This window comes from Kribbella sp. CCNWLW201, from assembly GCF_037203805.1.
GTDB lineage: Bacteria > Actinomycetota > Actinomycetes > Propionibacteriales > Kribbellaceae > Kribbella.
In genome coordinates, this window is record NZ_JBBCBQ010000001.1 from 623,347 (window position 1) to 650,331 (window position 26,985).

At 69.4% G+C, this 26,985-nt stretch carries 23 protein-coding genes; 8 read left to right on the top strand and 15 right to left on the bottom strand.

The genetic code is table 11. From position 1 onward, the window contains the following. Positions 1–39: 39 nt before the first annotated feature. The 3 genes from V9K99_RS02820 to V9K99_RS02830 are packed head-to-tail and all read right to left on the bottom strand — an operon-like array spanning position 40 to position 6,202. A complete protein-coding gene (locus tag V9K99_RS02820; RefSeq protein WP_337007604.1) occupies positions 40–4,527 on the bottom strand; it encodes an FtsK/SpoIIIE domain-containing protein in 4,488 nt (1,495 codons plus the stop codon). After that, positions 4,518–5,591, bottom strand: a complete 1,074-nt coding sequence (locus tag V9K99_RS02825; RefSeq protein ID WP_337007605.1) for a hypothetical protein — start codon at positions 5,589–5,591, stop codon at positions 4,518–4,520. Before V9K99_RS02825 ends, V9K99_RS02820 begins: the two co-directional genes overlap by 10 nt. After that, positions 5,588–6,202, bottom strand: a complete 615-nt coding sequence (locus V9K99_RS02830) for a sigma-70 family RNA polymerase sigma factor (RefSeq protein ID WP_337007714.1) — start codon at positions 6,200–6,202, stop codon at positions 5,588–5,590. The genes V9K99_RS02825 and V9K99_RS02830 overlap by 4 nt, the downstream gene beginning before the upstream one ends. Before the next feature lie 154 nt (positions 6,203–6,356). On the opposite strand from V9K99_RS02830, the gene V9K99_RS02835 reads away from it, so the two are divergent. Next, a complete protein-coding gene (locus tag V9K99_RS02835; protein ID WP_337007606.1) occupies positions 6,357–7,295 on the top strand; it encodes an RICIN domain-containing protein in 939 nt (312 codons plus the stop codon). Here V9K99_RS02835 and V9K99_RS02840 read toward each other — a convergent pair. Further along, positions 7,292–8,206: a 1,4-dihydroxy-2-naphthoyl-CoA synthase gene (locus V9K99_RS02840; RefSeq protein ID WP_337007607.1), complete on the bottom strand. Its 915-nt coding sequence runs from the start codon at positions 8,204–8,206 to the stop codon at positions 7,292–7,294. The two genes, V9K99_RS02835 and V9K99_RS02840, sit on opposite strands and share 4 nt — an antisense overlap. A 58-nt stretch (positions 8,207–8,264) precedes the next feature. After that, positions 8,265–9,278 carry a LacI family DNA-binding transcriptional regulator gene (locus V9K99_RS02845; RefSeq protein WP_337007608.1) on the bottom strand — a complete coding sequence of 338 codons (1,014 nt, stop codon included), beginning with the start codon at positions 9,276–9,278 and terminating at the stop codon, positions 8,265–8,267. Positions 9,279–9,423: 145 nt separating this feature from the next. Between V9K99_RS02845 and V9K99_RS02850 the strand changes: the two genes are divergently transcribed. After that, complete coding sequence (locus V9K99_RS02850; RefSeq protein WP_337007609.1) at positions 9,424–11,367, top strand: Xaa-Pro dipeptidyl-peptidase; 1,944 nt, start codon at positions 9,424–9,426, stop codon at positions 11,365–11,367. A 254-nt stretch (positions 11,368–11,621) separates the two neighbouring features. On the opposite strand, the gene V9K99_RS02855 is transcribed toward V9K99_RS02850, so the two are convergent. Continuing rightward, positions 11,622–12,347, bottom strand: coding sequence for a DUF899 family protein (locus V9K99_RS02855; RefSeq protein WP_337007610.1), 726 nt, complete (start codon positions 12,345–12,347; stop codon positions 11,622–11,624). Positions 12,348–12,426: 79 nt separating this feature from the next. Here V9K99_RS02855 and V9K99_RS02860 point away from each other — a divergent pair, with 79 nt between their 5' ends. Further along, complete coding sequence (locus V9K99_RS02860) at positions 12,427–13,440, top strand: RNA polymerase subunit sigma-70 (RefSeq protein ID WP_337007611.1); 1,014 nt, start codon at positions 12,427–12,429, stop codon at positions 13,438–13,440. Between the two features lie 2 nt (positions 13,441–13,442). Here the strand turns inward: V9K99_RS02860 and V9K99_RS02865 are convergent, their stop codons facing one another. Next, entirely contained in the window at positions 13,443–14,375 is a 933-nt protein-coding gene (locus V9K99_RS02865; protein ID WP_337007612.1) for an AraC family transcriptional regulator, read from the bottom strand. Positions 14,376–14,590: 215 nt separating this feature from the next. Here V9K99_RS02865 and V9K99_RS02870 point away from each other — a divergent pair, with 215 nt between their 5' ends. The 5 genes from V9K99_RS02870 (at position 14,591) to V9K99_RS02890 (ending at position 18,374) form a co-directional block, all read left to right on the top strand. Further along, the gene (locus tag V9K99_RS02870; RefSeq protein ID WP_337007613.1) at positions 14,591–15,229 is read left to right on the top strand and encodes a nucleotidyltransferase domain-containing protein; all 639 of its coding nucleotides are present in this window, start codon (positions 14,591–14,593) and stop codon (positions 15,227–15,229) included. Further along, the gene (locus tag V9K99_RS02875) at positions 15,226–15,555 is read left to right on the top strand and encodes a hypothetical protein (RefSeq protein WP_337007614.1); all 330 of its coding nucleotides are present in this window, start codon (positions 15,226–15,228) and stop codon (positions 15,553–15,555) included. Before V9K99_RS02870 ends, V9K99_RS02875 begins: the two co-directional genes overlap by 4 nt. 347 nt (positions 15,556–15,902) lie before the next feature. Continuing rightward, positions 15,903–16,232 (top strand): PadR family transcriptional regulator, encoded by a 330-nt coding sequence (locus tag V9K99_RS02880; RefSeq protein ID WP_337007615.1) that lies wholly within the window; start codon positions 15,903–15,905, stop codon positions 16,230–16,232. Then, entirely contained in the window at positions 16,229–17,422 is a 1,194-nt protein-coding gene (locus V9K99_RS02885) for a DUF1700 domain-containing protein (protein ID WP_337007616.1), read from the top strand. The genes V9K99_RS02880 and V9K99_RS02885 overlap by 4 nt, the downstream gene beginning before the upstream one ends. A 61-nt stretch (positions 17,423–17,483) precedes the next feature. Further along, positions 17,484–18,374 (top strand): hypothetical protein, encoded by an 891-nt coding sequence (locus tag V9K99_RS02890; protein WP_337007617.1) that lies wholly within the window; start codon positions 17,484–17,486, stop codon positions 18,372–18,374. Between the two features lie 9 nt (positions 18,375–18,383). Here the strand turns inward: V9K99_RS02890 and V9K99_RS02895 are convergent, their stop codons facing one another. From V9K99_RS02895 to V9K99_RS02930, 8 genes are all read right to left on the bottom strand, one after another. After that, positions 18,384–19,178: a GNAT family N-acetyltransferase gene (locus tag V9K99_RS02895; RefSeq protein ID WP_337007618.1), complete on the bottom strand. Its 795-nt coding sequence runs from the start codon at positions 19,176–19,178 to the stop codon at positions 18,384–18,386. A 15-nt stretch (positions 19,179–19,193) separates the two neighbouring features. Continuing rightward, on the bottom strand, positions 19,194–20,237 hold the full coding sequence (locus V9K99_RS02900) for an adenylate/guanylate cyclase domain-containing protein (RefSeq protein WP_337007619.1): 1,044 nt from the start codon (positions 20,235–20,237) through the stop codon (positions 19,194–19,196). After that, positions 20,227–20,625, bottom strand: coding sequence for a cyclic nucleotide-binding domain-containing protein (locus tag V9K99_RS02905; protein ID WP_337007620.1), 399 nt, complete (start codon positions 20,623–20,625; stop codon positions 20,227–20,229). Before V9K99_RS02905 ends, V9K99_RS02900 begins: the two co-directional genes overlap by 11 nt. A 61-nt stretch (positions 20,626–20,686) precedes the next feature. Next, positions 20,687–21,382, bottom strand: a complete 696-nt coding sequence (locus tag V9K99_RS02910; RefSeq protein WP_337007621.1) for a class I SAM-dependent methyltransferase — start codon at positions 21,380–21,382, stop codon at positions 20,687–20,689. Beyond that, positions 21,379–22,581, bottom strand: coding sequence for a 3,4-dihydroxy-2-butanone-4-phosphate synthase (locus V9K99_RS02915; RefSeq protein ID WP_337007622.1), 1,203 nt, complete (start codon positions 22,579–22,581; stop codon positions 21,379–21,381). Before V9K99_RS02915 ends, V9K99_RS02910 begins: the two co-directional genes overlap by 4 nt. Positions 22,582–23,127: 546 nt before the next feature. Then, positions 23,128–24,477 carry a threonine/serine ThrE exporter family protein gene (locus tag V9K99_RS02920; RefSeq protein ID WP_337007623.1) on the bottom strand — a complete coding sequence of 450 codons (1,350 nt, stop codon included), beginning with the start codon at positions 24,475–24,477 and terminating at the stop codon, positions 23,128–23,130. Then, complete coding sequence (locus V9K99_RS02925) at positions 24,477–25,448, bottom strand: sugar-binding transcriptional regulator (RefSeq protein WP_337007624.1); 972 nt, start codon at positions 25,446–25,448, stop codon at positions 24,477–24,479. Before V9K99_RS02925 ends, V9K99_RS02920 begins: the two co-directional genes overlap by 1 nt. A gap of 25 nt (positions 25,449–25,473) precedes the next feature. Next, the gene (locus V9K99_RS02930) at positions 25,474–26,973 is read right to left on the bottom strand and encodes an apiosidase-like domain-containing protein (RefSeq protein WP_337007625.1); all 1,500 of its coding nucleotides are present in this window, start codon (positions 26,971–26,973) and stop codon (positions 25,474–25,476) included. Between the last annotated feature and the right edge of the window lie 12 nt (positions 26,974–26,985).

Sequence of the window (26,985 nt, forward strand, 5' to 3'; positions counted from 1 at the left end):
CGGCCCCAGGGAGAACGACTCCCTGGGGCTTCGTCGTACCTAGGCGCGCAAGGTCGTGAGTGGGATCTGTACGGCGAGCGGCGTGGACCCGGGGCCGGTGGTCCAGCCGCGCCCGACCCGGGGCGTGGCCCGGGTGATGCTCGGGCTCAACCGGACGCCGACCAGTTCGCCCTCGGTGAGCTGGCGTGGCTCGAGCAGCACGCCTCGCCGGGCCCGCCGGGCAGCTGTCGGCCAGCCGCTCAACGCCCCCTGGAAGCCGTCGGTCGAAGCAGCGAAGGCCAGTCCGAGCCCGTTGTCGCGGCCGGACACCACGATCTCCTTGAGCAGCCGGTCGGCGGCGGCGGACGCCAGCAGCAGGTCGGCGTCGTCGATGACCACGACCTTTGCCCCCGGCAACCGATCGAGCGCGGCCCGGAGCACGTCCTCGGAAGGGTCCGCCTCGGTCAGTACGACGGCCTGCGCGTGCCGGTCGAGCAACCTCAGGGGCGACTCCCGCGGCGTCACCACGACCACCGAGGAACCACCCGCCAGCAGCGAGATCGCCAACGACGCCAAGGCGTTGCTCCGCCCTGATCCCGGCGGGCCTAGGACGGCGAACGACGAAGCCGACCCGGCCAGGTCCACACCGACCGGTCCCGCATCGTCGCCACCGAGACCGACCAGGCCCCACTGCGGCCGCCGGTCCGCCGCTTCGACTTTCTCGTACGCCGCCGCGAACTCCACGGTCGCCGGCAACTCGGCAACCTCGAACGGCCGCCGGGCAGCCGGCACCCTCGCGTCGCGGCGTCGCGCCTCGGCTGCGATCGTCTTCAGCGCCTCGACCTGATCCGCACCGCCACCCTTGGCCAGTACGGCGACCTGCGTCTCCGTCCCCGACAGGACGTGCCAGCCGCGTCCCGGCTGGACGAACGCCGGGACCTTGCCCAATCGCAGTCCGGCCGCCTGGTAGTCGGTCCGATCGGCCTGTCGGAACAGCAGTTTGTGGTCGTTGTGCGCAGCCAGCCGGCCACCGAGCAGCGCCCGCTCGGACGTCGCCACGACGTGGATGCCAAGGCCGGCGCCCTCGCGGAGCAAGCGCATGACATCTTGCAGGATCTGGCCGTGGTCGTGCTCGTCGAGCTGGACCGACAGCGCGTCCCACCCGTCGATGAGCAGCAGCAGGTGGGCCGGCCGTTCGGCCGCCGGCAGGACCTTGCGGAGCTCGGTCAGACCGGTCGCGTTGTGCCGGCCGGCCAGGTCTTGGCGCTGCGTCAGTTCGAGGTTGAACCTGCGAACGAGCCGGCTGAGTCGTTCGACGTCGTGCCGGGACACGACACCACCGCAGTGCGGGAGGGTTGCGAGCGCGGCCAGCCCGCCGCCGCCGGCGTCGATGCCGTAGATGTGCACATCCGCCGTACTCAGGTTCCGTGCGGCCGAGCCCGCCAACGTGCGCAGCAGTTGCGTCCGCCCGGACCGTGGCGCACCGATGACGTACAGGTGCCCGAAGGACGACAGGTCCGCCCCGGCCACCCGGCGCTGTTGCAGCGCAGGCAGGTCCTCCAGTGCGTACGGGATGAACATCGTCCGGTCAGCGGCGTCCGGCAGTTCGTCCAGCATGATCTCGTCGGCCAGCGGCGGCTGCCACGGACTCGGCTGCGCTGTGAAGTCCTCCAACCCGGCAGCCGCTTCCCGCAACGCCTCGACCAGAACCTGCAGATCGGTCACGGCAAGCTTGGCCGGCCCCTCATCGACCACCTCCGGTACGGCGCTCAGTCCGGTCGCGTGGCCGAGTCCCTCCCAGGGCAGCTCGGCCACCTGGATCGCGGCCGGGGCCCGTGTGATCGTGGCCTCCGCCTCGTCCTCGCTCACCCGTTCGGCGCCGACCCATGCGGTCTGGAACATGTCGGCCAGCCGCGGACCGCGGCGGATCAACGCCCGCCCGGGCAGACCGGGCGCGATCGACGCCGCCTCGTTGACGTCGACGACGTCCTGGCTCTCGGACTGGTCGGTTACCCGGAGTGCGATCCGTAGGTTCGTGTTCGCCCGGATGTCGGCCGTCACCACGCCGGCCGGCCGCTGCGTCGCCAGGATCAGGTGGATGCCGAGCGAGCGGCCGCGCTGCGCGATCCCGATCAGACCGGGCACGAAGTCGGGGATCTCGCGGATCATCGCGGCGAACTCGTCGATCACCAGGACCAATCGCGGCAACCGGACCAGGCCTGGATCGACGAGACGCTTGGCCTGGTAGTCGGGCAGATCCTTGGCTCCGGCCGCGGCGAGCACCCGTTCCCGCCGGCGCAGCTCGGCCTCCAGCGACTCGAGCACGCGCTCGACCAGATGGGCGTCGAGGTCCGTCACCATACCGAGCGTGTGTGGCAGCCCCGCACACTCCTTGAACGCACTGCCGCCCTTGTAGTCGACCAGAACGAAGGTCAGCTCGTCCGGGCGATTGGCCACCGCAAGTGACGCGACCAAGGTCTGCAACAGCTCCGACTTGCCGGAACCCGTCGTACCTGCGATGAGCCCATGGGGGCCATCGGCAACCAGGTCGACCGAGAACGTGCCGTCGTAGTCGCTGCCGAGCACGAAGGACGTCGTCGCCGGTCGTCGTTGCCAGCCCTCCAGCAGCGCGGCGGGATCCGGGTCGGCCTGATCGAGCAACTCGAGCAGCCGGACCTGCTTCGGCAGACCGGCGTCGTGCTCCGGGCTGACGTCGCGGACGGGTGCCAGCGCCCGGGCGACGTGCTCGCACCACTGCGGCGACACCTGGTCGGCCCGGACCGCATCCTCGTCGGGCAGGCCTGGACGCCGTACGCTCAACACGTCGCCGTCCACCAGGACGACACCGCTGCACTCCTCGGGCAGCAGTCGTTCCTCCGAGTCCACGCAGATGCTGTAGATGCCGAGCGAGGGTCCGTCGGCCAGCACCTGGATGAAGCCCGGTACGTCGCGCAGCCGGCGCGACCCGTCGGCGATCAGCAGTACGTCGGGCTCGGACAGCTCGGGCTTGCCGGTCGCCGCGAGGAGCCGCTGTCGCTGCTGCACTTGCGCGACGAGTTCGCCGATCCGCGCGGCGGTGGACACCTCGTCGTTGCCCACCAGAGCGGCTGCCGTGTCGCCGGTGGGACGCACATGCGGCAACCACCGCAGCCAGCCCCAGTCGGTCATCCGCTCCGCTTCGGTGAGCAGCACGATCCGTAGGTTGCGCGGCGAATGCAACACCGCGCTCTGGATGGCGAGCCAGCGGGCGACCGCCTGTGTCGTATCCCCCGCACCCGCGAGACCCAGGACGCCATGTCCGCCCACCGGGACGGTGACCGGCGCGTCCGGGATCGTCCACCGGATCGTCCGGTGGTTGTCCTCTCGTCCCTGGTCCTCGAGTTCCTTCAACGACGGCTGGTCACCGGTGCCGAGCCGGAGCAGCAGGTGATCCGCATCGGTCCGCCGTCGCTCCCACAGCCGGCTGCCCGGGGCGGTGGCGAGTTGCGCCAAGCGGACCGGATCGGGCGCGGTGACGTTGCGGATCACGCGCTCGCGCGCGACCGCGGTCCGGACCTCGTCCTCCAGGGCCTCGGTGCGGGCAGCGTAGCGCCGGGTCGTTTCCCGGTGCTGTTTGCGGCCCGAGCGCCGGCTGGAACTCCAGTTCATCCCCATCATCACCGGGCTGAACAGGGTGAAGATCAGGTAGTAGTACGAGTTGAGCAGCGCGACCATGACCAGGCCGAGCACCACCGGGGCGAAGATCATCGGCCACGGGAACGGCCGCTTCGGCTCCGGGCCGGGTGGCGGCGGCAGCCGGAGCTTGGTGTCGTCCAGATGCGGCGCGATCCGCGGCGGCCGGTTGTAGTCGATCCCGAACCCGTCCGCCGACGGGCGGACGGCCGCCTTCGGTTCGGCCGCGGCGTTCAGTCGCAGCAACGCCGGACCCACCACGAGGTCTTCGTCCGCCGGCCACTCGTGCGGCTGCTCGCCCCCGGCCGGCGACGCGGACCGGCGTGCCGGTCTCGATTCGTCGGACTCCCCGGGCTGGTGCCGCATCGCGGTGGTTGCGGCGTCGTCGGCCGGCGGACCGATCCGCGGTTCGCGCACCACTCCGGGAACGACCTCGGTCCGCTGCCAGGTCGCCGTACCGTCCGGCCCGACCGTGAGCCACAACCCGCGCGCCGGTACGCCGGAACCCGTCAGCCGGATCGCACAGAGCGGATCCGAGCCGATCTCGTGGCTGCCCGGACCGAACCGCCAGACCTGCCCGGCCTGCGGCCCCGAGACCGCGTGCACCTCGACGACCAGGGAACGCGGGCCGTCGAGAGGGCCGACGAGGTTCGGCCCGGTGACCGGTCCGTCGATGCCGAGGACGCCGCCGTCCCGAACACCCGAGCCGGCCAAGGGTGCGGCCGGGTCGAGCTTCGTTTCGCCGAGGTACACGGTCCGGCCCGGACCGACGAGATTCTCGGTGAAACTCGCCACCGAGACGCCCGCCGGCAACCGGACGATGCGATCGCTCCGGGCGCCGCTCCCGTGCTCGACAGTGGTCAGGGTCAGGTCCACGAAGACGCCTTCCGGTCCGTCCCGGCATCGCCTGCCGTCACGGCCGACACTCCGGTGGTTCCGACCTGCAGGTCCAGGTCGTCGAGATCGTCGTTCCCGGCCGTCGGCCCCTGCGGAGCCCGGCCGTCGAAGTCGTGTGCCGGGATCGACCGCACCGAGCGAGCGACAGCCTTCGCCAGCGGCAGCGGATCCACCCGGAGCCAGTCCGCGGCGCCGTACAGCCGCAGGGTGCCGTCCGGCAGCGCCTCGACCAGCCGCGAACTGCCGCGCGCCACACCGAGACTGAGCAGCCGGATGCCGGCCGGCAGCGCTGTCCGCGGCTGCTCGGCACCGACGACGAACCACACGCCGCGCCGATTCACCGCCTCGGCCAGCGACATCCCGGCGTACGACCGGTGGATGCCGTCAGCCACTTCCACCGCTCCGGCCGGCAACCGGACATCGAGTTGTGCCGCCAGCGCCTGAACGACCGCGCGAGCCGTGCGCGGCGGGCCGTAGACGGACAGCGTCGCCGGCCCGGCCAGCAGATCTAGCAGTACGGCGGTCCGCCCGGTGCTGTCGGTGCCGAGACAGACGAGCAACGGGGCCTGCGCGGGCTGATGCGCGGCGACGGCTGTGTACTCGTCCAGGTCCGCCCGGGGGATCCACCACAGCCGGGCGTCGTCCGAGTCACGGCTCCACGGTCCGGGAAGGCCCTGCTCCGGGACGTCGCCCGCGACGAGCACGCCGATCCGGTCCTTGCCGAGGACAACGGCGTACGGCGCGGATCGGGCACTCACTCCGGCGGCGTACCCGATCGCCCGTTCCGCGTCGTTCCAGGCCCGCTCGTCGCGCAGTACCCCGGTCAGGTAGCGCAGCCGTCGCCGGTACCGGATCCGCGCGGCGACCGGGTCGGCGAAGGCGCGCGCCGTCCGGGTCAACTCGTTCTTGGTCCGCCGGTAGAGCCGGCGCCAGCCCCCGAGCCGCCTGACCAGGAGGTTGACCAGGACGAGAAACAGGATGACGACTCCGACGTACCCGAGCCAGCCGCGCAGTCCGCCGCTGAACAGGCTCAAGGGCATCACGCGGCAGCTCCATGACAGCCGCGGCGGAGCAACTCGGCCCGCATCGTCCGGACCCCGTTGTGGGTCCGCGATTTCACGGTCCCGACCGGCACTCCGAGAGCGTCGGCGACTTCCTCACCGGGATGGCCGAGCAGGTGGACGCGGACCACGGCCTCGCGGTGGGCCGGGCTCAGTTGCCGGAGTGCGTCCACCAGCAACCGGCGCTCGGTCACCTGGTCGGCCGGATCCGGTGCGACCAAGGCGTCGCCGAAGTCGGCCGGGCCGATGCCGACCGGGATCGATCGGCTGTCGCGGCGGTGCAGGTCGACCACCAGGTTGCGGGCGACCCGGAAGAGCCACATCCGGATCGGGCGGTCCTGCCAGTCCAGCCGCTCGGCGAGTTGCCAGGCGCGCAGCAGCGTCTCCTGGACGACATCGTCGGCGGCATGAGTGTCCCGGTCCAGCAGGCTGATGACGTAGCGGCGCAGACTGTCGCGTTCGGCCAGGCACAGCTCGATCGCGGTGGTCCGGCAGGCACGGTGTTCGTCGATGAGAGGACCTCGCAGCTCACGCCCAACCGATGGGCAGACCCCGGCGGCAGCCGGGATCGCGGGGAGGGACGGCCGACGAATCTAGTTGAACCCCGAAGCATGCTCAAAGCCCTTCAGATGAACGAAGAGTGGAATCTTCACACCATGAATTAACCCTTTATTCATTGGTTGACGAAGGCCTCCGCAGGGTGCGATTCTCGGTCGGCTTTCCCTCCCCACAGCAGTGGAGCTGACGTTGCGGACATCTGGTTCCGATCCCTCGAACGATCCGGCCCGGCCACGGTTCGCGGACACCTTCGCGCGCCGGCCGAGCCTGCCCCGGATCTCCCGGCTGCCGGACCGCCGCGCCTGGTCGACCACCGCGGTGGTGGCCGTCCTGGTCGCCGGCGTCGCGTTCGCCGTACCCCTCACCGGCCGGATCGGCTCGGATCGCCACGTTGCGTACGCCGACGACAAGCCAGTCTCGTTCGCCACCCCTGATCCGTCGCCGACTCCGGGATCCAGCACTCTGCTGCCCCACCAGACGAAGCCGTCCGGTACGACGACCGTCGTCAGCCCCGGCATGACGTTGACCCGCACGCCGGCCACGGTCACCGGACCGCCACTCCCACCCGGTCGGCGCCCGCCCCCGGCGACGACCACGGCCGGCACGACGACGGCGCACCCCCCGCAGCAACCGAACCGTCCGATTGGGTCGACGACGACCACTGCGCCGCCGAACACGCAACCGACCACGACCACGACCACGACGAGCAAACCGCAGCAAGTGCAGTCGGCGCCCGTGGTCACCTCGGTACGACTGCAGAACTACGCCTCCAACCGCTGCGCCGACGTCAAGGACGCACAGAGCGGTGTCGGCCAGGACGGTACGCCGTTGCAGGTCTGGGACTGCGGGAACAACGCCAACCAGAAGTGGGCGTTCTACTCCGACGGCACGGTCCGGTCACTGGGGATGTGCATGGACCTTGCCTGGGCCTCGACCAACGACGGCACTCAGGTCCAGTTGGCGAGGTGCAACGGCGGCTGGGCGCAGAAGTTCACCCTGAACGGTGCACACGACCTGGTGAACCCGACCGCCGACAAGTGCGTCACCGCCGACTCGACCGGCAACGGCGGTCGACTGGTCCTCCGCTACTGCAACGGCGGTTCGAATCAGAAGTGGCGCAGGGCCTAGAAGGCGTACGGGTACGGGGACCAGTCGGCTGGGCGCTTCTCCAGGAAGGAGTCGCGGCCTTCGGCGGCTTCGTCGGTGCCGTAGGCGAGGCGGGTTGCTTCGCCGGCGAAGAGTTGCTGGCCGACCAGGCCGTCGTCGATCAGGTTGAACGCGTACTTGAGCATCCGCTGGGCCGTCGGGGACTTGGCGCAGATCTTCTTGCCCCACTCCAGCGCCGTCGCCTCGAGCTCGGCGTGCGGGACGACCTTGTTCACCATGCCCATCCGGTAGGCGTCCTCGGCGCTGTACTCGTCGCCGAGGAAGAAGATCTCCCGCGCGAACTTCTGCCCGACCTGCCGGGCCAGGTACGCCGATCCGAACCCACCGTCGAACGACGCCACATCCGCGTCCGTCTGCTTGAACCGCGCGTGCTCCGCGGACGCCAGGGTCAGGTCCGCGACCACGTGCAGGCTGTGCCCGCCACCCGCGGCCCACCCCGGTACGACGCAGATCACGACCTTCGACATGAAGCGGATCAGCCGCTGCACCTCGAGGATGTGCAGTCGGCCCGCCTTCGCCGGATCGATGGACTCCGCCGTGGTCCCCTCGGCGTACTTGTAACCGTCCTTGCCCCGGATCCGCTGGTCGCCGCCCGAACAGAACGCCCAGCCGCCGTCCCGCGGCGACGGCCCGTTGCCGGTGAGCAGGACACAGCCGACATCGGTCGACATCCGCGCATGGTCGAGCACCCGGTACAACTCGTCCACGGTGTGCGGCCGGAACGCGTTGCGCACCTCGGGCCGGTTGAACGCGATCCGCACCACCCCGGCGTCGACCGCCCGGTGGTAGGTGATGTCGGTCAGGTCGAACCCGTCCACCTGCTTCCAGGCCGACGGGTCGAAGATCTCGGAGACATGCGCGGCATCGGTCACGCCGCCGAGCATATTTCAGCGCCGTACGGCGCCTTCTCGCAGGACAGCGCCGCAGTACTCAGCGCCGCGCGGTGCTCTCCCGCAGGACGACCTCGGCCTTGAACGTCTCGGTGGTCGCCTCGCCGCCCTCGATCGCGAGCTCGAGCGCCCGCCGGCCCATCTGCTCCAGCGGCAGCCGCACCGTGGTCAGCCCCGGCCACACATCCCGCAGCGTCGCGATGTCGTCGAACCCGGCGACACCCAACTCACGCGGTACGTCGACCCCACGGGCCCGCAACGCGGACATCGCCCCGACCGCCATCACGTCGTTTACCGCGAAGACGCAGTCCATATCGGTCTTGCGATCCAGCAGCGCCTCGGCAGCGGCGTACCCGCCGTCACGAGTGAACTCACCGGCCTCCATCGCGACCGGCTCCAGCCCGGCCTCCGCCAGCCCGGCGACGAATCCGTCCCGCCGGTCCCGCGCCGTCGCCAGCGCGTCCGGTCCACCCAGTACGGCGAACTTCCGCCAGCCGAGGCTCACCAGCGACCGGGCCAACTCGGCCGCACCGGCACGGTTGTCCGGCTCGATCGTGTGCGCCGGCATCCCAGACTGACTCACCAGCGCAAGACCGGCGCCCGAGTTGAGGAACGTCTCGACCTCGGTCGCCGTACGCGCCAGGCTCTCGGCGTCGGTACGGCGGCTGCCGATCATCACCGCGGCCCGGGCTCGCTGCGCGCGCAGCGAGGACAGATAAGCAATCTCACGATCGGCGTCACGGAACGTGCTGGCCATCATCACCAGCAGATTGCGCTCGTCGGCCGCGCGCATCACGCCGTTCGCGATCGCCGCGAAGTACGGGTCCTCGATGTCGTGCACCAGGATGCCGACCACGTTGGTCGACGACTTGGCCAGCGCTTGGGCCTGCGCGTTCGGCGTGTAGCCGAGCTCGTCCGCCGCGGCTTTGACCCGTTCCTGCAGCTCAGGACGAGGCACCCGGTCCCCGCCGTTGAGCACGCGGGAAGCGGTGGCGACCGACACACCCGCGCGCTGTGCCACGTCCAGCAATGTCACCGGTGCTCGCAGATTCACTGGCCTACCCTTCCGTACTCTCCCCCTGGGTGGTGGCGGTCACCTTATCGGAATTAGTCCACCACTACGCTCTGTGGCTGGGAAGTGGCTGCCAATATCGTCAGAATCTGGCTTTAGGCCCCTGGAGTGACTAGCCTTCCCAGCCATGACGACCGTCCGCGCCAGGGTGACGATCCTGGTCTCGTCCACCGTGCTCAGCCTCGGGACCGTCACCGGTACCGCCGCGGCTGCGCGGTTGCCGGACGACCCGGGCATGGCAGGCCCGTCCGCACCTGCCCCAAGCCCTTCGGTCCCACCGTACGTCGATCCGGCCACCAAGAGCACGCAGCCGATCTACGACTACGGCGACGCACTGCGCGAGTCCGTCTACGTCGACACGAAGATGGACACCGACTCCGACGGCAAGAACGACGTCGTCGCCGTCGACATTGTCCGGCCGCGCGAGACCGACCTGGGCGGCCTGAGGATCCCGGTGATCATGGACGCGTCGCCGTACTACTCCTGCTGCGGACGCGGCAACGAGAGCGAGAAGAAGACGTACGACGAGAACGGCGTCATCCAGAAGATGCCGTTGTTCTACGACAACTACTTCGTCCCGCGCGGGTACGCCGTCGTCGGGGTGGACATCGTCGGCACCGGCCGGTCGACCGGCTGCGGTGACGTCGGCGGCAAGGACGAGATCGACTCGGTCGTCGCCGTGATCGACTGGCTGAACGGCCGCAACACCGCGCACACCTCGGACGGTGACGACGTCGAGGCGACCTGGTCCAGCGGCGCGGTCGGGATGATCGGCAAGTCGTACGACGGCACGCTCGCGAACGGTGTCGCCGCGACCGGCGTCAATGGCCTGAAGACGATCGTGCCGATTTCCGCGATCTCGTCGTGGTACGACTACACGCGATCCGGTGGAGTGCCGTACTCCGACGACTACATGCCCTGGCTCGGCGGCTATGTCGGCCACGATTCGCCCGCGTGCGACGCCGTACGCGCTGATCTCGGCGACAACGACGATGACGACACTGGTGACTACACCGCCTTCTGGGCCGAGCGCGACTACCTGAAGAATGCCTCGAAGGTGAAGGCCTCGGTCTTCATGACCCACGGCCTCAGCGACTACAACGTCCAGACGAACCACTTCTCGCAGTGGTGGTCCGCCCTCGCCAAGAACAACGTGCCGCGCAAACTCTGGCTGGGTCTCGAAGATCACGTGGATCCGTTCGAGTTCCGCCGCGAAGCCTGGGTGGACGAACTGCACAAGTGGTTCGACTACTGGCTGCAGGGCCTGCAGAACGGTGTGATGAAGGAACCGGTCGCATCGGTCGAGACCGCGCCCGACGCCTGGCGTGACTACAAGACCTGGCCGGCCGTGAACCGGACCGTCCCGGTACCGCTCTCCGCCGGCAAACTAGGTGCCCCGGGCAAGGGTACGGTCACCATCACGGACGACCCGGAACTGACCGAGGACGACATCGTCGCCACCCCGTCCGAGGTGATCGCCGGCCGGCAGATGTTCCTGTCCGCACCGTTGCCGGCCCCGATCCGGATCAGCGGTTCGCCGACGATCACCCTCAAGATCAAGGCCGACTCAGTCACCACGCCGGTCACGGCACGCCTGATCGAGTACGGCGACGCCGACCGGTTCTCCGGCATCCGCCGTACCGCCGACAGCACGTGTGAAGGCGAGAGCACCGACTTCGACGACGCCTGCTACTTCACGGTCGAGAAGCTCACCACCGCAAGCGACCACGGCATCGTCAGCCGCGGCTGGATCGACGCCGCCCACAGCAGCTCCCTCAGCAAGCCGACCCCGCTCACCCCGGGCCAGTGGTCCACCATCACAGTCCCCCTCCGCGCCCAGGACGAAGTCATCCCCAAGGGCCGCATCCTCGGTCTCGCCGTCACCTTGAGCGACACCGAATGGACCAGCCCCAACGACACCGGCGCCACCATCGACATCGACCTGGCCGGCAGCAAACTCAACCTCCCGGTCACCTCCGGCAAGATCGCGGCCCCCACCAAGATCCAGCCCATCGACGTAGACATCACCACCCCCTCCCAACGCCCCGACCTCCACGACCCCACAAACTAGTCCTTCCCACGCACCGCTACGCCCGCTCCTTCGTCGCGAGCTCGCCAGCGCTCCCACCCACCCTTCGGGGCGCGTGCTATCGCCCGCTTGATCAACCACCCCGTGGGGTCGCCAGCTCCTGGACCCTCAGGCCACCGTGTGTTCCAGGGTCCAGGGCCCCGATCGCGGCCGCTACACCTCACCCACTCCGACGGGCACGATGGACACCGGGCCCGCGGCGATCGCCCACCACTCTGACAGCTTCCGGGCGCGGCTCATCCGCAGCAGTGTGTGCCTGAGGTGGTGGGTGGTCTTGTCCATTGGGGGACGGGGCGGTTGTTCTTTGTCCACCAGGTGCCTGTTGGGTTTTGGGGCCAGCCTGCTGGGGAGTTCTCCCAGGTTTCCTGGCGGCCGTAGACGGTCAGGTCTAGAAGGTTGGCCTGGAGCATGGTCACTTCGACACCGCGGCCGATCGTCTCGTTGGTGAGGAACAGGCGGTCGCCTTGGCGCAGGTAGCAGGCGAAGTAGCCCGGTTCGTCGATGAGCCCGGCGGCGATGCCGTCGTCTTCGACGCCGAGCATCGAGTACCACGGCAGCGTGTAGCCCATGAAGTCGCGGAACGGGGCGATCTCCTCCCACGGTCCTTCGCAGAAGACCGCGAAGGACACGCCGCGATGGTTCAGGTAGCTGGCGTCATGCACGTCGAAGATGGTGGCGGTGCAGCCCTGGCACTGGCCTTCGATCCCCGCGCCGGCGTGCCACATGTGCTTGTAGGCGATGAGTTGGTCGCGGCCGTCGAAGGCGTCCAGGAAGGGCACCGGCCCGTGCTGGCCAACCAGCGTGGCGGAGGCGTCGACCTCGGTCATCGGGAGCCGGCGCCGGGCCGCCGCGATCGCGTCTCCCTCACGCGTGTGGGCCTTCTCCCGGCCGAGGAGGGCCCGGCGCTCACGGCACCAGGTCTCACGGTCGACGATCGGCGGCGATGCGGTCGCTGGGGTCATGGGGATCTCCTCATCGGTCTGGGCCCGTTCGGTGTTATGAATATCGACGAGTGACCCAAGGAGTCGTCATCGCACTTTCTTGGCGACTACGACCAGTACGGCGTACGTCGTACGCGCGGTGATGGACCCGGGAGGACCTGAGCGGATGGCGAGTACCGCGGACGAGCTGTGGTTCCGGGACGCGTTCGAGGAGCACCGGCGCCCGTTGCACGCGCATTGCTATCGACTCGCCGGGAACGTGGCCGACGCGGACGACCTGGTCCAGGAGACCTTCCTGCGCGGCTGGCGCTCGCGTGCGCAGTACGAGGGGAAGGCATCGATCCGGACCTGGCTCTACCGGATCGCCACCAATGTCTACCTCGATCAGCGCAAGGCTGCGGCGCGACGGACCGTACCGGTCGGCGATCCGATGGAGTGGTGCAACGATATCGGCCCGTACCCGGACTCACTGCTGGGCGAGGACCCGCAATCAGAGCTGGTGGCGCGGGAGACGGTCGAACTCGCGCTGATCGCCGCGCTGATGTATCTGCCGCCACGACAGCGGGCGGCGTTCGTACTGCGTGACGTCTCCGGCTGGACTCCGGCCGAGGTCGCCGACGGTCTCGGCCTCGCCGTACCCGCGGTGAACAGTCTGATCCAGCGTGCCCGGAAGACCCTCCGTCACTACGCGCCAGGTGATTCCCGAGCGTGGCGCAGGCCGGCGCTGACCAGCGAGGACGAGGAGATCCTGCGTCGTTATGCCGCGGCGACCGATCCCGCGAGCTTCCGGAAACTGCTGGCCGACGACGTGCGCATCACCATGCCGCCGGACCCGCCAGTCGTAGGGGGCGACGCCGCGGCCGAGTTCCTGGGGAGGCCGCTGGATTGGGTCGCGTTCCCGTCGGCCGCGAACGGCCGGCCCGCCCTGATCTGCTACCTGCGTCACCCTGGCAGCGATCAGTACGACGCAACGGTCGTCGACGTACTCACGATCGAGAACGGCAGGATCGTGGCGACCAACGCCTTCGTCGGAGCCCACCACGTCGCCGCGTTCGGTCTGCCCGCGAGCATCGAGGACTCTGCGTCGCTGACTTCCTTCGAACGGTTCAGCTGACGTTACTTGCCTTCGGCTACGAAGTGCATGGGGTCGCCGAAGCCCAGGTCGTTGATGCCGGCGGTGTAGAAGGCGCCGATGAGGAGGGATCTGCGGTGGGCGGCGAAGGTGAGGACGTGGGAGACCATGCCGCCGTACGTGAAGACGCGGGGTGGTTCGCAGGTGGTGTCGACGAAGGAGTCGTCGAAGCGGCCCTCGTCGTTCAGCTGGTTGACCAGGGCAACGAAGCGGGAACCGGCGATGGCGTGGCGTTCGCGGAGTTCTGGGATCGGGGTGACCACCTGGCGGCCGCATTCGGGCACCTGGAACGGGCGATCCTCGACGGATGCCAGCCACATCTCCTCCTGCCAGACCAGGCGGTCCAGCAGGTAGCGGATCGAGATGTCGTCGTCGATTCCTTCCACCGACAGTTCGATCGGGCGGTCGAGTGCGGCCGCGTCCAGGCGGGCGCCGCGCTCGATCAGCTCGCCGGTCAGCCAGACGTGATGCTCGACCATTCTGACCAGGACATCCATCCCTCTCACCTCTTTCCTCGCCGGCAGGCGCAATCCCGCCGGCGGCTGAAAATGAACCCCGCTCGGAGCCGACAGGAAGAACACCCGCGACGGCTCCCGCCGCCACTCCCGCGGCGACATCCCGTAGGCCCGCACGAACGCACGAGTGAACGCCTCATGCGACCCGTATCCCGCCTCGACCGCGACGTCGAGCACCGGCGAGTTCTCGGCCAGCAGCCGGAACGCGGCCCGCTCCAGCAGCACCCGCCGCCGGAACGCGTACGGCGACTCGCCCGCAACCGCCCCGATCACCCGGTCGAAGTGAAACCGCGACAGATGCACCCGCCCAGCCAGATCAGCCCCACCCACCGGCTCATCCCCACCCGGCCCGGCCAACCCCTCAGCCACCACCGCCACGAACTCCTCGAACACATCCGCCATGCCCCCCACTGTGCCCGCCGCTGTCCCAGACGCACTTGATCGAGATTGCTGAACCGCCTGCCCCGGGCGCACCGATGTCAGACCAGGCGGATCCCGGCGGGTGCTAAACAGACTTGGCGGCCGACCACGCTCGGACCGGTTCCAGGCCTGGCGCGTGACACAATAATGCCGATATCAGCACTATTCTGCCGATATCGGCACTATAGTGATGCTTCATGGACATGTCCCAGCCCATCGGCACCGTGGTCCCGACCCTCGACGGTCCTGTGCTGGCTGTGCTGGCGCGGACTTCGCAGCCGCTCACCGGCCGAAAGGTCCATCAGTTCGCCGGCAGCGGGAGTGAAACCGGGACGCGAAATGTACTGCGACGCCTCGCCCGTACGGGGCTGATCACCGCAACCGAGGTCGGCGCCAGCGTCCAGTACGCGTTGAACCGTGAGCACCTGGCGGCCCGCGCCGTGCTGGAGCTGACCAGCCTGCGGCAGCGACTGTTCGACCGGATCCGGGACGCGATCGAGCATTGGCCAGTCAAGCCGACCCATGCGAGCATCTTCGGGTCGACAGCCCGCGGCGACGGTGATCTGGACAGCGATGTCGACCTGCTGCTCGTGCACGGGTTCACCGATGACCCGCCACTCGCATGGGACGAAGAGGCTGGCGAACTTGCCATCCAGGTCTACGTCTGGACGGGCAACCACGTGCAGATCTACGAATTGAGCGAGAGCGATCTCGCCGAGCACCTCCAGGCGGGCGAACCTATCGTCGACGAGTGGGCCCGGGACGCCGTGACTGTCTATGGCCCGGACTTCCGAAGCGTTCGCAGCCGAATCGCGGGCGACGTGATTCCGCGATGACGCCTCAGCCGGGCAGGACTCAGGACTGCAACCGCGCCCAGGCAACCGTCCGGCTCAGTCAGGCACGGGCGTTCCTCGAGGTCGCCGAACTCGTCGGCGCCGAGGACGACGTTCTGGCCAACGACAATGTGGCCGCCGCCTTGGCTGTCCTCGCCGGCACTGCCGCCGCCGATGCCGCGTGCTGCGCGACGTCCGGCCGACGCTCGCGCGGCCAGGACCACCGCCAGGCGATTCAACTCGTCACCCAGGCTGGCCCCGATGGCAAGACGCTAGCTCGGGCACTCGGCCGACTTCTCGACATCAAGACAACGCGCACTACGGGATGATCTACGTCGGCCCCCAGCAGTCCAGGGCCGCAATCCGGCATGCCAGGACGCTGATCGACGGTGCCACCCGACTGCTCGTGTAGGCAGGTCAACGTGGGGGCGGCTCCACGGTGTGGTTGATAAGCGGGCGGCAGCACGCGTGCCGCGGGCGCGAGCACGCAGACCTTGATCGGGCGGGTGGGAGCGCCTGCGTAGCAGGCGACGAAGGAGCCGGCGTAGTGGGCGCGTGGGTGCTTCGCTGGGCTGCTGTGTTGTGGAGTACTCCGCAGTGTGTAGTAGTGTGGTCGGTAGAGCACCGGGAGGGTGGTCTGAGGGGTCCGGCCTCCCGGTGCGCCGAGGAGGGCGTTATGGATACGAGCCAGTTGCTCAAGGGTGTGCTGGATCTGGCGGTGCTTGCTGTGCTGCGGGATGCCGACGGATATGGGTACGACGTGCTGCGGCGACTGCGGGCCGCCGGGCTCGAGGATGTCGCGGATGCGTCGGTGTACGGGACGTTGCGGCGGCTGTTCCAGGCCGGTGCGCTGACGTCGTACGTGCAGCCGAGTGAGGAAGGCCCGCACCGCAAGTACTACGGGCTGAACAAGACCGGCCGGGATCTGCTCGCCCAGTCGACCAAGACCTGGAACCACTTCGCCGACACGATGTCGGTGCTGCTGCTGGAGAAGGAGGCCGCGTGAACAGCACCCTGACCGGAGCGGTCGCGATCTATCTGGCCCAGGTGCGGGCCGAGCTGAGCGACCTGCCGCCGGGCGAGCTGGAGGACGTGCTCGAGGACGTCAGCGGTCACCTCACCGAGGTGGCGGCCGAGTTCGAGGCGGAGCCCACGACCGCCGCTCTGCAGGAGCGCCTCGGCACGCCGCGGGAGTACGCCGACGAGCTGCGCACCGCGGCCGGATACCCACCGCGGACGCAGCCGGTCGCGGTGCGGGAAGCCGGCCGGAAGGCCCTGCGCTGGGGACTGATCGCGGCAACCGCCGGACCGTTCTTCGTTGCCCTCGGCATCTTCGCCTGGTCGCACGAGGAGACCTTGTTCTTCGGCGTCGTGGGATTCGCGGTGCTCTTCGGCGCGGCGCACCTCGGGGTGCGCGCGCTGCGCGACAACGATCCGCGGATCGTCCTCGAGACCCCGCGCGGCCAGCGCGGCGCCACTGCCGTCCGTGACCTGATCGACCAGATCCCGCCGAACGTCCGACGCGAGCTGGTCACGATCGGCCAGCCGGTCTGGTGGGTCGCCCGCGGCGCCATCGGCGGCGGCGGGTTCTTCGCGCTGTTCGGTGCCGGCGCGGTCACGGTGGTCGGCGCACTCGCCGGTGCCGCCATGTCGATCTGGATCGGCCGCCGGACCCAGCAGGACCCACGCTGGCTCTGGTACGTCGTACCACTCAACGTCGTCGCGACGATCGCCATCCCGGCGTTCCTCGCCGCCGCTTACATGGGAGCGTCGTTCGGGTTTCTGAACAACTACGACAACACCTACTCGAGTACTCCGACGTCGTACAACCAGAACGGTCTGGCCCTGAACGGTACGACGATCAACAACATCTACCCGTTCGATGCTCAGGGCAAGCAGGTGAGCGTTCGGCTGTACGACCAGGACGGCAACCCGATCGCTCTGGAGCGCGACGACTGCGACACGCAGCTCGGCCGGGTCGACTCCGGCACGACCAGCAACGTCTTCCCGCACCGGGTCGTGACACCGGACGAGGCCGGCAACGTCGACGCGCAGAACTGCAAGGACTCCGACAAGGCGTCCTTCGTTCCACCACCGGCGCCGGCCACGACGGCGACACAGTCCGTCACCCCGACCGCGTCGGCAAGCACCTCCGGCCGCCCTGGCGTCACCCTGACAGTTCAGCCGACCAGGTGAACCCCACACGCACTAAGGTGGCGGGCTCATTGCCCGCCCCTGCTCTGTGAGGTATCGCCCCGTGTGGATGGTGCTCGGTGTCATTGCTGCCGTCGTCCTGCTTATCGGCCTGGTTCTGTGGTGGTTGCTCAAAGGTGATGACGACGAACTGGACGGCGACGACGAGCAGTTCGCGGTCGAACGCAAGTGGGACTGGGAGTCCGAGCTGACCGAGCAGCAGGAGACTGCGCTGATGGACGGGCTGCGGGCGTACCACAAGAGCAAGGACGGTCCGATCTCCGTTGATGGGCAGGACGGCCAGGTCATGCTGTTCGCGCCGCACACCGTCATCTCGCTCTACCTGCTCGCACAGCGGTTCGTTGCCCTCGGCCCGGATGCGGTGGCGTACCCGATCAGTGCGGTCGGACGGTTGCTGGACGAGTTCGCCGACCAGGAGCAGCCGGGTGTGCTGCACCTGCGCGGCGTCTGGTTCCCTGCCGAGGGCGTGGACGGGATGGACCAGTCGGCGTTCGCCGACCTGGTGATGGACGTGCTGATGCGGCACGACGACCGGCGGGTCACGACCGCCTCCTGGGACGGCGACGGACTGGTCGAGGCGGTCGTCCGCGCGACGGGTCTCGGCCGACGCGAGGAAGGCGACGCCATGTCGACCGGGATGGAGCAGGCGAGGCTGCACGGCGCGTCCAGCGAGGAGGCCTTCGATCGGGCCTACTCGAGGATGGAGGCGGACCGCAGCCGGCACACCAACCGGTTGGTACTGGATCTGGCCCGGGTGCTGGATCACTACGGCAAGGCCCGGCAGGCTCAGCCGCAGACGCCGCCGGTGGATCTGCTGCGCGGCCTCCTCGCCCAGATGGTGGCCTCCGAGGTTCCCGGCGTGCTCTGGACCCGCCCGGCCACCGATGACGAGCGAGCCATCCTCGCCGACGCTGCCCGGAACAACGGCGCGTGACCGAAGCCGTCAGCTGCGAACTGAAGCTGCCGCGACCCGGCGGTACGTGTAGCCCAGGCGATGGTAGACCGCGATGGCGACGGGGTTGTCGCCGTCGACCATCAGGCCGGCGCGGCCGTGCTGCTTGATCAGCTCGGCCGTGACGAACGCGCACACCTGCCGTGACAAGCCTTTGCCTCGGGCAACGGGCCGGGTGGCGACCCCGGCCAGGAAGCCGATCTCCGGTGCGCTCCAAGCGTCCGCGGCCACACTCAGCAGTTCCCCACCGTCGCCGGTTGCCGCAGCCCAGCGTCGTACGCCGGAACGCCCTGGCCACGCGTACGACGCTGGCGCAGCCTCAATGAGCAGCGCCTCGACCCCGGTATCGCCCTCGAGCCAGGCCGGACCTCCGTCACTCACCAACCCGCCGCTGCGAGCCTCGCGCGGTTCCGGCTGAGCGTGCTGCGAGGCCGGCGGGTGGGTTTGGTGAGTGGGGCAGATCCGCGTATCCATCCACCCGAAGGCCGCGCCGAACTCCAGGCCCGGCCTGCGATCGACGAGCTCGCGGATCAGCTGCTCGTCGCCGAACGGACGGAAGCTGGGACCCACCTCGGCGAAGACCTCAGTCGCAAGCCGCGCGACGGCGTCCACCGGCCCGAGGACCGCCAGGCGATCGCGCTTCGACAGCTCCGGCGCCGCGACGGCCACCGCATCCCCGTCGTACCAGGCGCGGACACCGGGGCGGAAACCCTGCCCGGCCCAGACGATCATCGGATCGCCCCCACTCACCGTCGCCAACTCGGCCGTCGTCAGAATCTCGCGCACGCAGCCAAGTGTCGCTCACTCCGCACGTTGCAGGGCGTACGGGACCAGGTGGCGGTAGCCGCGGACGGAGACGCGGCGGAGCCGGAGCAGGCGGTAGTCAGGGTGGCCGTCGAGGGCGGCGGCGAGTTCGCGGTCGGCCAGGACACGGCCGGGTTTGCACTCCGAGGTGAGGCGGGCGGCGAGGTTGACCACCTCGCCGTACACGTCGCCGAGCCGGATCAGGATGTTGCCGTAGGCAAGGCCGATGCGCAGTTCGGGCAGATCGGCGGTCGCGGCGACCGCGTCCTGCAACGCGAGGGCGACCGCGGCGCCCTGCGGCGCGGTGTCGGTGACGAACAGGACCTCGTCGCCGATCGACTTGATCACCCGGCCGCCGTTCAGTGCGACCACGTCAGCGGCCATCCCCTCGAACCTCTCGATCAGCTGGCCGAGCTCGGCCTCGCCGAGGCGACGGGTCAGCCGGGTGAAGCTGACGATGTCGGCGAACCCAACCGCGCGGATCCCACGGGCCAGTTCGTCGGAGCCCGCCACCGCGCGACCGGCCGCGGCGGCCAGGTGCCGGCGCCAGACGTACGTCTGCAGCCGCTCCATTGCCGGCAGCAACAGCCCGGCCACCTCGATCGCCTCGTCCGCGGACAGCTTCGAGTTGCCGAGGAACTCCAGGAACATCGCCGACTGCCAGGACGCCAGCCGGGACTGGGTCTGGCCGAGCTTTCGGGCCAGCGACGACTCCAGGTCCGGATCGATGAAGCCGTCGTCCTCCAGGGCCGCGACCAGCCGGAGCGCCTCGACGTCGCCGTCGGTGAACGCGATCTCGTCGTCCGGCACGGTCGCGAACCCGAGTGCGTGCCACATCCGCTCGGCCCGGGCGATCGAGATCCCGGCCCGCTCCGACACCTGGATCCGGGTGAACTTCCGCTCTCCGCCCAGCAGCGCCTGCTCGAAGTCCCGCTGCAACCCGCCCAGGTCGACCGCGCCAGGCTGGCCCGACGCCGGGTCAGGCTCGACCACGCCAGGCTCGGCCGGGCCGGCCTCGACCGGCTCCGGGTCAGGAACCACCGCGGCGCTCGACGATCGTGGCGTCGATGGCATCACGGAAGGCGGGCAGCCGGTTGGTCAGGTCGTCGAACTTCTCCCGGGTGAAGTGCAGCAGCTGCAGCCGCGACTTCGCCGTCACCGTTGCCGTCCGCAACGTGTTCTTCCGGACCGCCACCTCGCCGGCGATGTCACCCGGGCCGAGTTCGGCGATCTCCTCGCCCTTCACCCGGACCGCCGCCGTCCCGCTCAGGATCAGGTACGCCGCGTCCGGCGGGGTCTGTTCCAGGATCAGCGACCAGCCGGCCGGCACGGAGACCTCCTCGCCGGCCCGGAAGATGTCCCTGATGTCCCGTCCGGACAGATCCGCGAACAGCGGCAGGTCCCGCGGGGATGTCCTACCCAAAGCCACGTCGATCCTCCGAGCCCGCCGGGCCACCCCGGCGATCAGCCGATGTTTCCAGTCAGTAACTCTAACGGACCCCCACGACCAGAAGTAACGGCGGCCGACGACGATGGACGGCGAGCTGCGGCTGCCGCTCGACCTGCTCGACACCCGGAACCGGTTCGTCCACCACCTCCAGCCGGAACCCGTGCCGGCACAACGCACCCAGGATCGTCCCGATCGTCCGGTGGTACTTGACCACTCCGTCGACGAACCAGGCTCGTTGTCGAGGGCCCTCGTCCGCATAGTCGTCGATCACACAGTCCGCCGCCGCGAGCGGTGCCGTCACCACCGGATGTTCGATCGTGAACGCGAAGAACCCGCCCGGCGTCAGCCACCGCGCCACCCGTGCGACCAGACCATCGAAGTCCTCGACGTAGTGCAGCGCGAGGCTGCTCACCACCAGATCCGCAGCTCCCGGTGGCAGGTCGAAGTCGGCCAGGTCCGCCCGGACGTAGCGCACCCGCGGATGCCGGGCAGCGGCCGCCAGCATCTCCTCGGACGCGTCGACTGCGACCACCTCGGCCGCACCGGCCGCCGAGATCCGGACCGCCAAACCACCTTCACCACACCCGAGGTCCACCACCCGCAGCCCGTCCACCGCAGGCAGTACGGCGTTCATCGCGGGGATCTCGACCTCGTCATTGAGCCCGAGTCCATCCCGCCGTAACTGCCGATACCCGCTGAGGAAGTCGGGATCGTCGTACAGCTCGGAGCCCTTCACAGCCAGCGGACGAGGTCGTGGATGTCGATCATCGGCAGTTGCCAGCGGAGTGCGAACTGCTCCAGGTCGGCCGGGCCGGCCATCACCCCGTCGGGGCGCATCACCTCGCAGCACACGCCGACCGGCGCGAGCCCGGCCGCGAGACACAGCGCCACCGTCGCCTCGGTGTGTCCGAGCCGCTCGGCCAGCAATCCGGGCCGGGCTGCCAGCGGGAACACATGCCCTGGCCGAAGGAAGTCCGACGGTACGGCGTCCGGAGCCGCCAGCCGCCGGATCGTCGCCGCCCGCTCGGCCGCGGACACCCCGGTCCCGGTCGCGGCCGCGAGATCGATCGACACGTGCATCGCCGTACCCTGCCGGTCCCCCTCACCCGGCATCGGCGGGATCTCCAGCCGCTTCAGTACGTCGGCCGCACTCGGAATCGTCGTGTGCCCACAGGCCTGGGTGAGCAGGAAGGTCATCGCCTGCGGCCGGAACCGCTCACCGGCGAAGACCACATCGCCTTCACTCTCCGCGGTCGGATCCCAGACCACGACACCACCGCCGGCGGCGATCTGCGCGACCACTTTCTGCACGCCGACCTCGCCGCTGAGCTGACCGGCCCACGGCAACTGGCTGACCGCCCTGAGCAGTTCGGGACCGTGACCGTCGCGGGCCATCCGGACGAGCAGATCACTCTCCAGATTCACCCGGTCCCCCTCGGCCAACGTGCCGAGCGTGGTCTTCGCCAGGGTGTTCGGCACCAGGACCACCGAGAACCGGTCCTTCAGCACCTCCGCCACGGTGATGCTCACCCCGTCGATCGCGACCGAGGACTTCGCCACCAGCTTCGCGAGCAGGCGGTCCGGGGGCTTGATCCAGACGCGTTGACCGGCCGGTTCGGCGGTGACCCGGAGCACCTTGCCGACGCCTTCGACATGACCCTGGACCAGGTGACCGTCGATCCGGTCACCGGCGGCGATGGGTAGCTCGACGTTCATCGTCGTACCGACCGCGATGCGGTCCAGCGTCGTACGGCGCCTGGTCTCGTCCGTCACGACCACCCGCACCTCACCGGCGTCGGCCGGCTCCGCGGTGAACCTGATCCCGTCGAGGCAGACCGCACCACCCGGCGTGACCGGGATCGCGGACTTGACCCGCAGTACGTCGCCGATGACCTCGGCGACCGTGGCTGTGTGCTCGATCTTTCCTGTGAACATGCTTCGCTCTCCGGCTGTGGGTTCCGGCCAGGGACCGCTGGGGGTCCGAGCTGAAGCGGGGTATCACCGCATGGCCCCGGTCAGCGCCGGGTTACTCCGCCGTCCCGGCGAAGCCGACGGGCCCGGGAAAGCTCCCGACCGCCACACCTTGGAATCGCACCAGTCGGCAGTAAACCACATCGAGCTGTTGACCGGTTGACAACGAAGGTCTAGGTTCGGCGGAAATCGATTTCTCCACTGAGCTCTGCCCGCCCAAGGAGACCGAGATGCGGAAACCCACACAGCGAGGTCGTCCGCCGTCTGATCCGGCGGCACTGGATTCATCGAGTGTGGAATCCGTGTCGCCGCCAAGCGCTTTCCGGCCACCAACTCCCTTCAGTCGATGGCACAGTCCCCGCGGCGGACGATCCTGACCGGGCGGCTTCGCACGGTGGCTTCACTGGCGGCGGCGGTCGGGCGCACGGTGGCTTCAGTGAGGGCGGCGGTTGGGGCGGGCTTCAGCGGCGGGGGTCTGGCTCCAACTGGACGATGTCGTCCTTGAGGAGATCAGGGCGACGTAGACCGGCTGCGGCCGCGGCGGGAGCCGGTACGGCGGCGGACCGGGCGGCGGGGGCCGACCAGGCGGGGTCCGGCGAGGCGATCCTCGAGTCGCCGGGCCTCGCGCCGGATCGGCTGTGCGACGTACTCACCGAGGATCACACCCGAGGCGAGGGCGACACCGATGGCGACCGCGGTCGCCAGGCTGACGATGCCGATCAGGTTGCCGAGACCCATCAGCTCGTAAAGGCCCTTGTAGATGGTCAATCCCGGCAACAGCGGAATGGTGCCGGAGACAACGACCACCAGCGGCGGCACCCCGGTACGACGACCAAGCGAGTAGCCGCCGAGACCGACGACGAAGGCACCGGCGGCCGTCGACCAGGCCGGCCCGAACGACGCGCGCATCATCAGCGTGAACGCCAGCGACCCAACAGCACCGATCACCGCGATCGGCAGCAACGCCCGCAGCGGTGCGTACGACGCATACGCGAACGCGACCGCCATCAGCGCACCCGATCCGACCATGACCGGCAGGTTCGCCAACTGAATCGTCTGCGCCTCGATGCCGACGTTGAGCCCGAGCTTGATCCCCAACGTCAGACCGAGGCTGACCCCGGCGATGATCCCGCCGGTCAGCAGCATCGCCTCGAGACTTCGGGCCGCCGCCGTCACGTAGTACCCGGTGATCGCGTCCTGGACCGCACCGGTCAGGGCGATCCCGGCCAGCAACATGATGATGCCTGCGGCAACGACCAATGAGGGTTTGACCGGCGCGTGGACGGCGTACAGGATCAGCGCGACCGCGGTGGCGACGAAGGCGCCGGCCACCTGCTGGTAGAACGCGGGCAGTCGCTGCCGGTTGAACCACCGGTTGTTCAGGTCGATCACGATCGCGGTGACGACTGCCACCAGCGTGATCAGCCAGCCACCACCGAGCAGCAGCGTCGCACCACCTGCCATCACGCCCCAGGCCAAGACAGCGCTCCAGCGTGGGTACGGCGGCCCCGCTGAGGTCAACCGCGCCAGCTCGCGACTCGCTTCGTCGCGGGTCACATCGCCCCGAGCGAGCCGTCGTACCAGCTGATCGACGTCCGTGAGCCGAGAGAAGTCCTGCGAGCGGTAGCGGACGAGGCGGATGTGGGTCTCCGGCGCGACGTCCGGGGCCGCCTGGTACGAGATCGCCATCGAGGTGAAGGTGATGTCGACCTCGCACCCGCGCAGCCCGCCCGCCGCGGTCACGCCGAGGATCGTTGCGGTCGCGTCCGCCGTACCGGCGCCGCTGGACAGCAGCACCTCACCGACCCGCAGGGCCAGGTCGAGCGTCCGGTAGACGTCCCGCTGCTCGTCGCGATCCATCAGGCGTCGAGCAGCCGGTCGGCCATCGCCAGATCGGTGATCAGGATGTTGACCCAACCGCCGAGCAGTGCGGCCCGGATCGCGGAGAACTTCCGCTCCCCGCCGGCCACTCCGATCCGGCGCGGCACCGCCAGCAGTTCCTTGGCCGTCACTCCGATGACTCGCTGGTCGAACGTCGAGCGCACGTGTTTTCCCTCTTCGTCGAAGAACCGGAAACAGACGTCGCCCACCGCACCGAGCCGGCGCAGCTCGTCCTGGTCCGCCTCGGCGACCGCGTTCCCACTGCGCTGCAGCAGCGGCGAAGGCTCGAGACTGCCGATTCCGACCAGGGCGTCGGTGAGCTGTCCCCAGGTGCCCAGAACGTCTCGAACGGACACGTCGTTCATCATCGCGCGCCGTACCGCGGGGGTCCCGACCAGCCCCGGCGCCGGCAGATAGACCGGCATCCCACCGGTCAGCTCGGCGAACCGGGCGGTCAGCCGGGTCGCCTGCATCTGCACCGCCGCGTCACCCAGTCCGCCGACGATCTGGACCACCTTGTCGACCACCGGCACGCTCTTGCGCGGCATCCGGTCGACCGCGCTGATCAGCGTCTCGCTCCAGGACGAGATCCCGATCACGTGCCCGCCGGTCAGCGTCATGTCGATGTACGCCGCCGCACCCGAGCCGAGCGCCGGGAGTACGTCGTCGCCGACTCCGAGCGTGTCGACGACGACCGCGTCACGCAGGCCGTAGCGTCCCTGCAGTTCGTCTTCGAGATCGCTGTGCACGCCGCTCGGCATGGTCACCACGGTGTGCACGATGCCGACCTCGACGGCCTGCTTGAGCATCCGCGACACCCGGGCCTGGGAGAGGTTCAGCTCGGCCGCGATCTTCGGCTGCCGGATGCCCTTCTCGTGGTACATCCGGGCCACCTTCGCGAGCAGCCGCAGCTCGTCCAGCCCCGGCTGACGCACCGCGCGGTTGATCACGTCCAGACCCCCTAACAGACGACGACTATAGGTCAGCCAGACAGATGTACACGCGGGGCGCTCCACCGGCATCGGGGATCACGTCCCGGGGTGAGTCGCGCTTGCCGGTCGCCACCACCGAGCCGTCACGCGGGTCCACGATCCGGTAGCCGAGCGGAATCGTGTCGTCGAAGATCATCACCGGCCCACCGTTGTCCCGGTACACCACGAACAGCTCGCCAGGCACGCTCAGCGCCCGCCCGGTGATCGCTCCGGTCCAGTCCGGCGCCATGTCGGTCGTCGGCAGCCCGGCGAGGATCTTCGGCACCAGGCCGACGTACGACGGCCCCTCGAACCCGACCGCCTCGCGCCAACCGGCTCCCGGCGCGGTGAAGTAGTCAGACTGCCCCGGCTCGTCCGGATGCAGCAGCCACTGCCACAGACTGCCCGCTCCGTAGACGACGCCCATCGTCCCGCCCGCGCACAGGTTGCTCCAGGCCTCGTGCCCCTGCCACCAGCCGGCCGCCCGGCCGGTCTCCTGGGTGTTCTCGTACGACGGTTCGCCGTTCGCGACCGCCTTCACCGGCAGATTCCGCCACATGTCCGCCACCCGCTCAGGCACGTGCTCGCCCTGGTGACCGGTCTGGCACCACTGGAAGTCGAGCCAGTCGGCGTCCTGGTGAGCGTTCGCATGGATGTGGGGCCGGTAGTGGATACCGGTCGGCTGGCCGTAGCAGTCGACCGCGTGGACCTCGATTCCGCCGGCCTCGACCTGAGGTTCACGACCCGACCCGTCTCCGCCAACCAGGTAGATCGCGGGCTGAGCGCCGTACCGGGCGACGAGGTAGCGGCAGTACCGCGCGTACTCCTCCGGCGGTACGACGGTGCCGGCGACGTCGAGGCCCTTCCAGCCGAAGCCGTGGAACACCGGCTGCAGGACCGGGACGAGACCGTGGTCGACCAGGATCCGGAGCAGCTCGTCGAGATACTGGAAGTACTCGACGTTCAGCTGGTTCAGGTGGCCCTCGGGGAGGTCTTCGAAGCCGACGTCGAAGCCCTCCTCCTGCGTGCGATCCCGCGGGCCGACGGCTCGCATGTCCGGCTGGACGGTCATCAGCAGTACGGCGTTGAAGCCCTTGGCCTGCCGATCGGCGGCGTACTCCCGGACCTGCTCGGGCGTCGCTCGCCAGGGCAGCGCCCACGCGGTGTCCGCGGCCAGGATCGCGGGCGTGCCGTCAGCGTGCACCAGGCTGCGGCCGCCGGGCGACATCCGCCAGAAGCCGTGGGCGTAGAACGGGTTGGCCTCGTCCTCGGCGGGGCGCACCTCGAGCTCGCCGGTGTCCGGGCCGCTCGTCCAGGTCCACCGCCCTGCCGAGGGCGCGGCGAAGCGGACCCGCCAGGTGTCACCGCCGTCCCAGAACGCGGGCCGCCGCAGCGTCGTACCGCTCTCGTGCTCGAACTCGGCCCACACCTCGGCGGCGTACGGCTCCTCGTGGCTCCTGGTCAGCGTGAGCTCGATTTCGCGCCAGGTGACTGAGATGGACATGACACTCCCGGG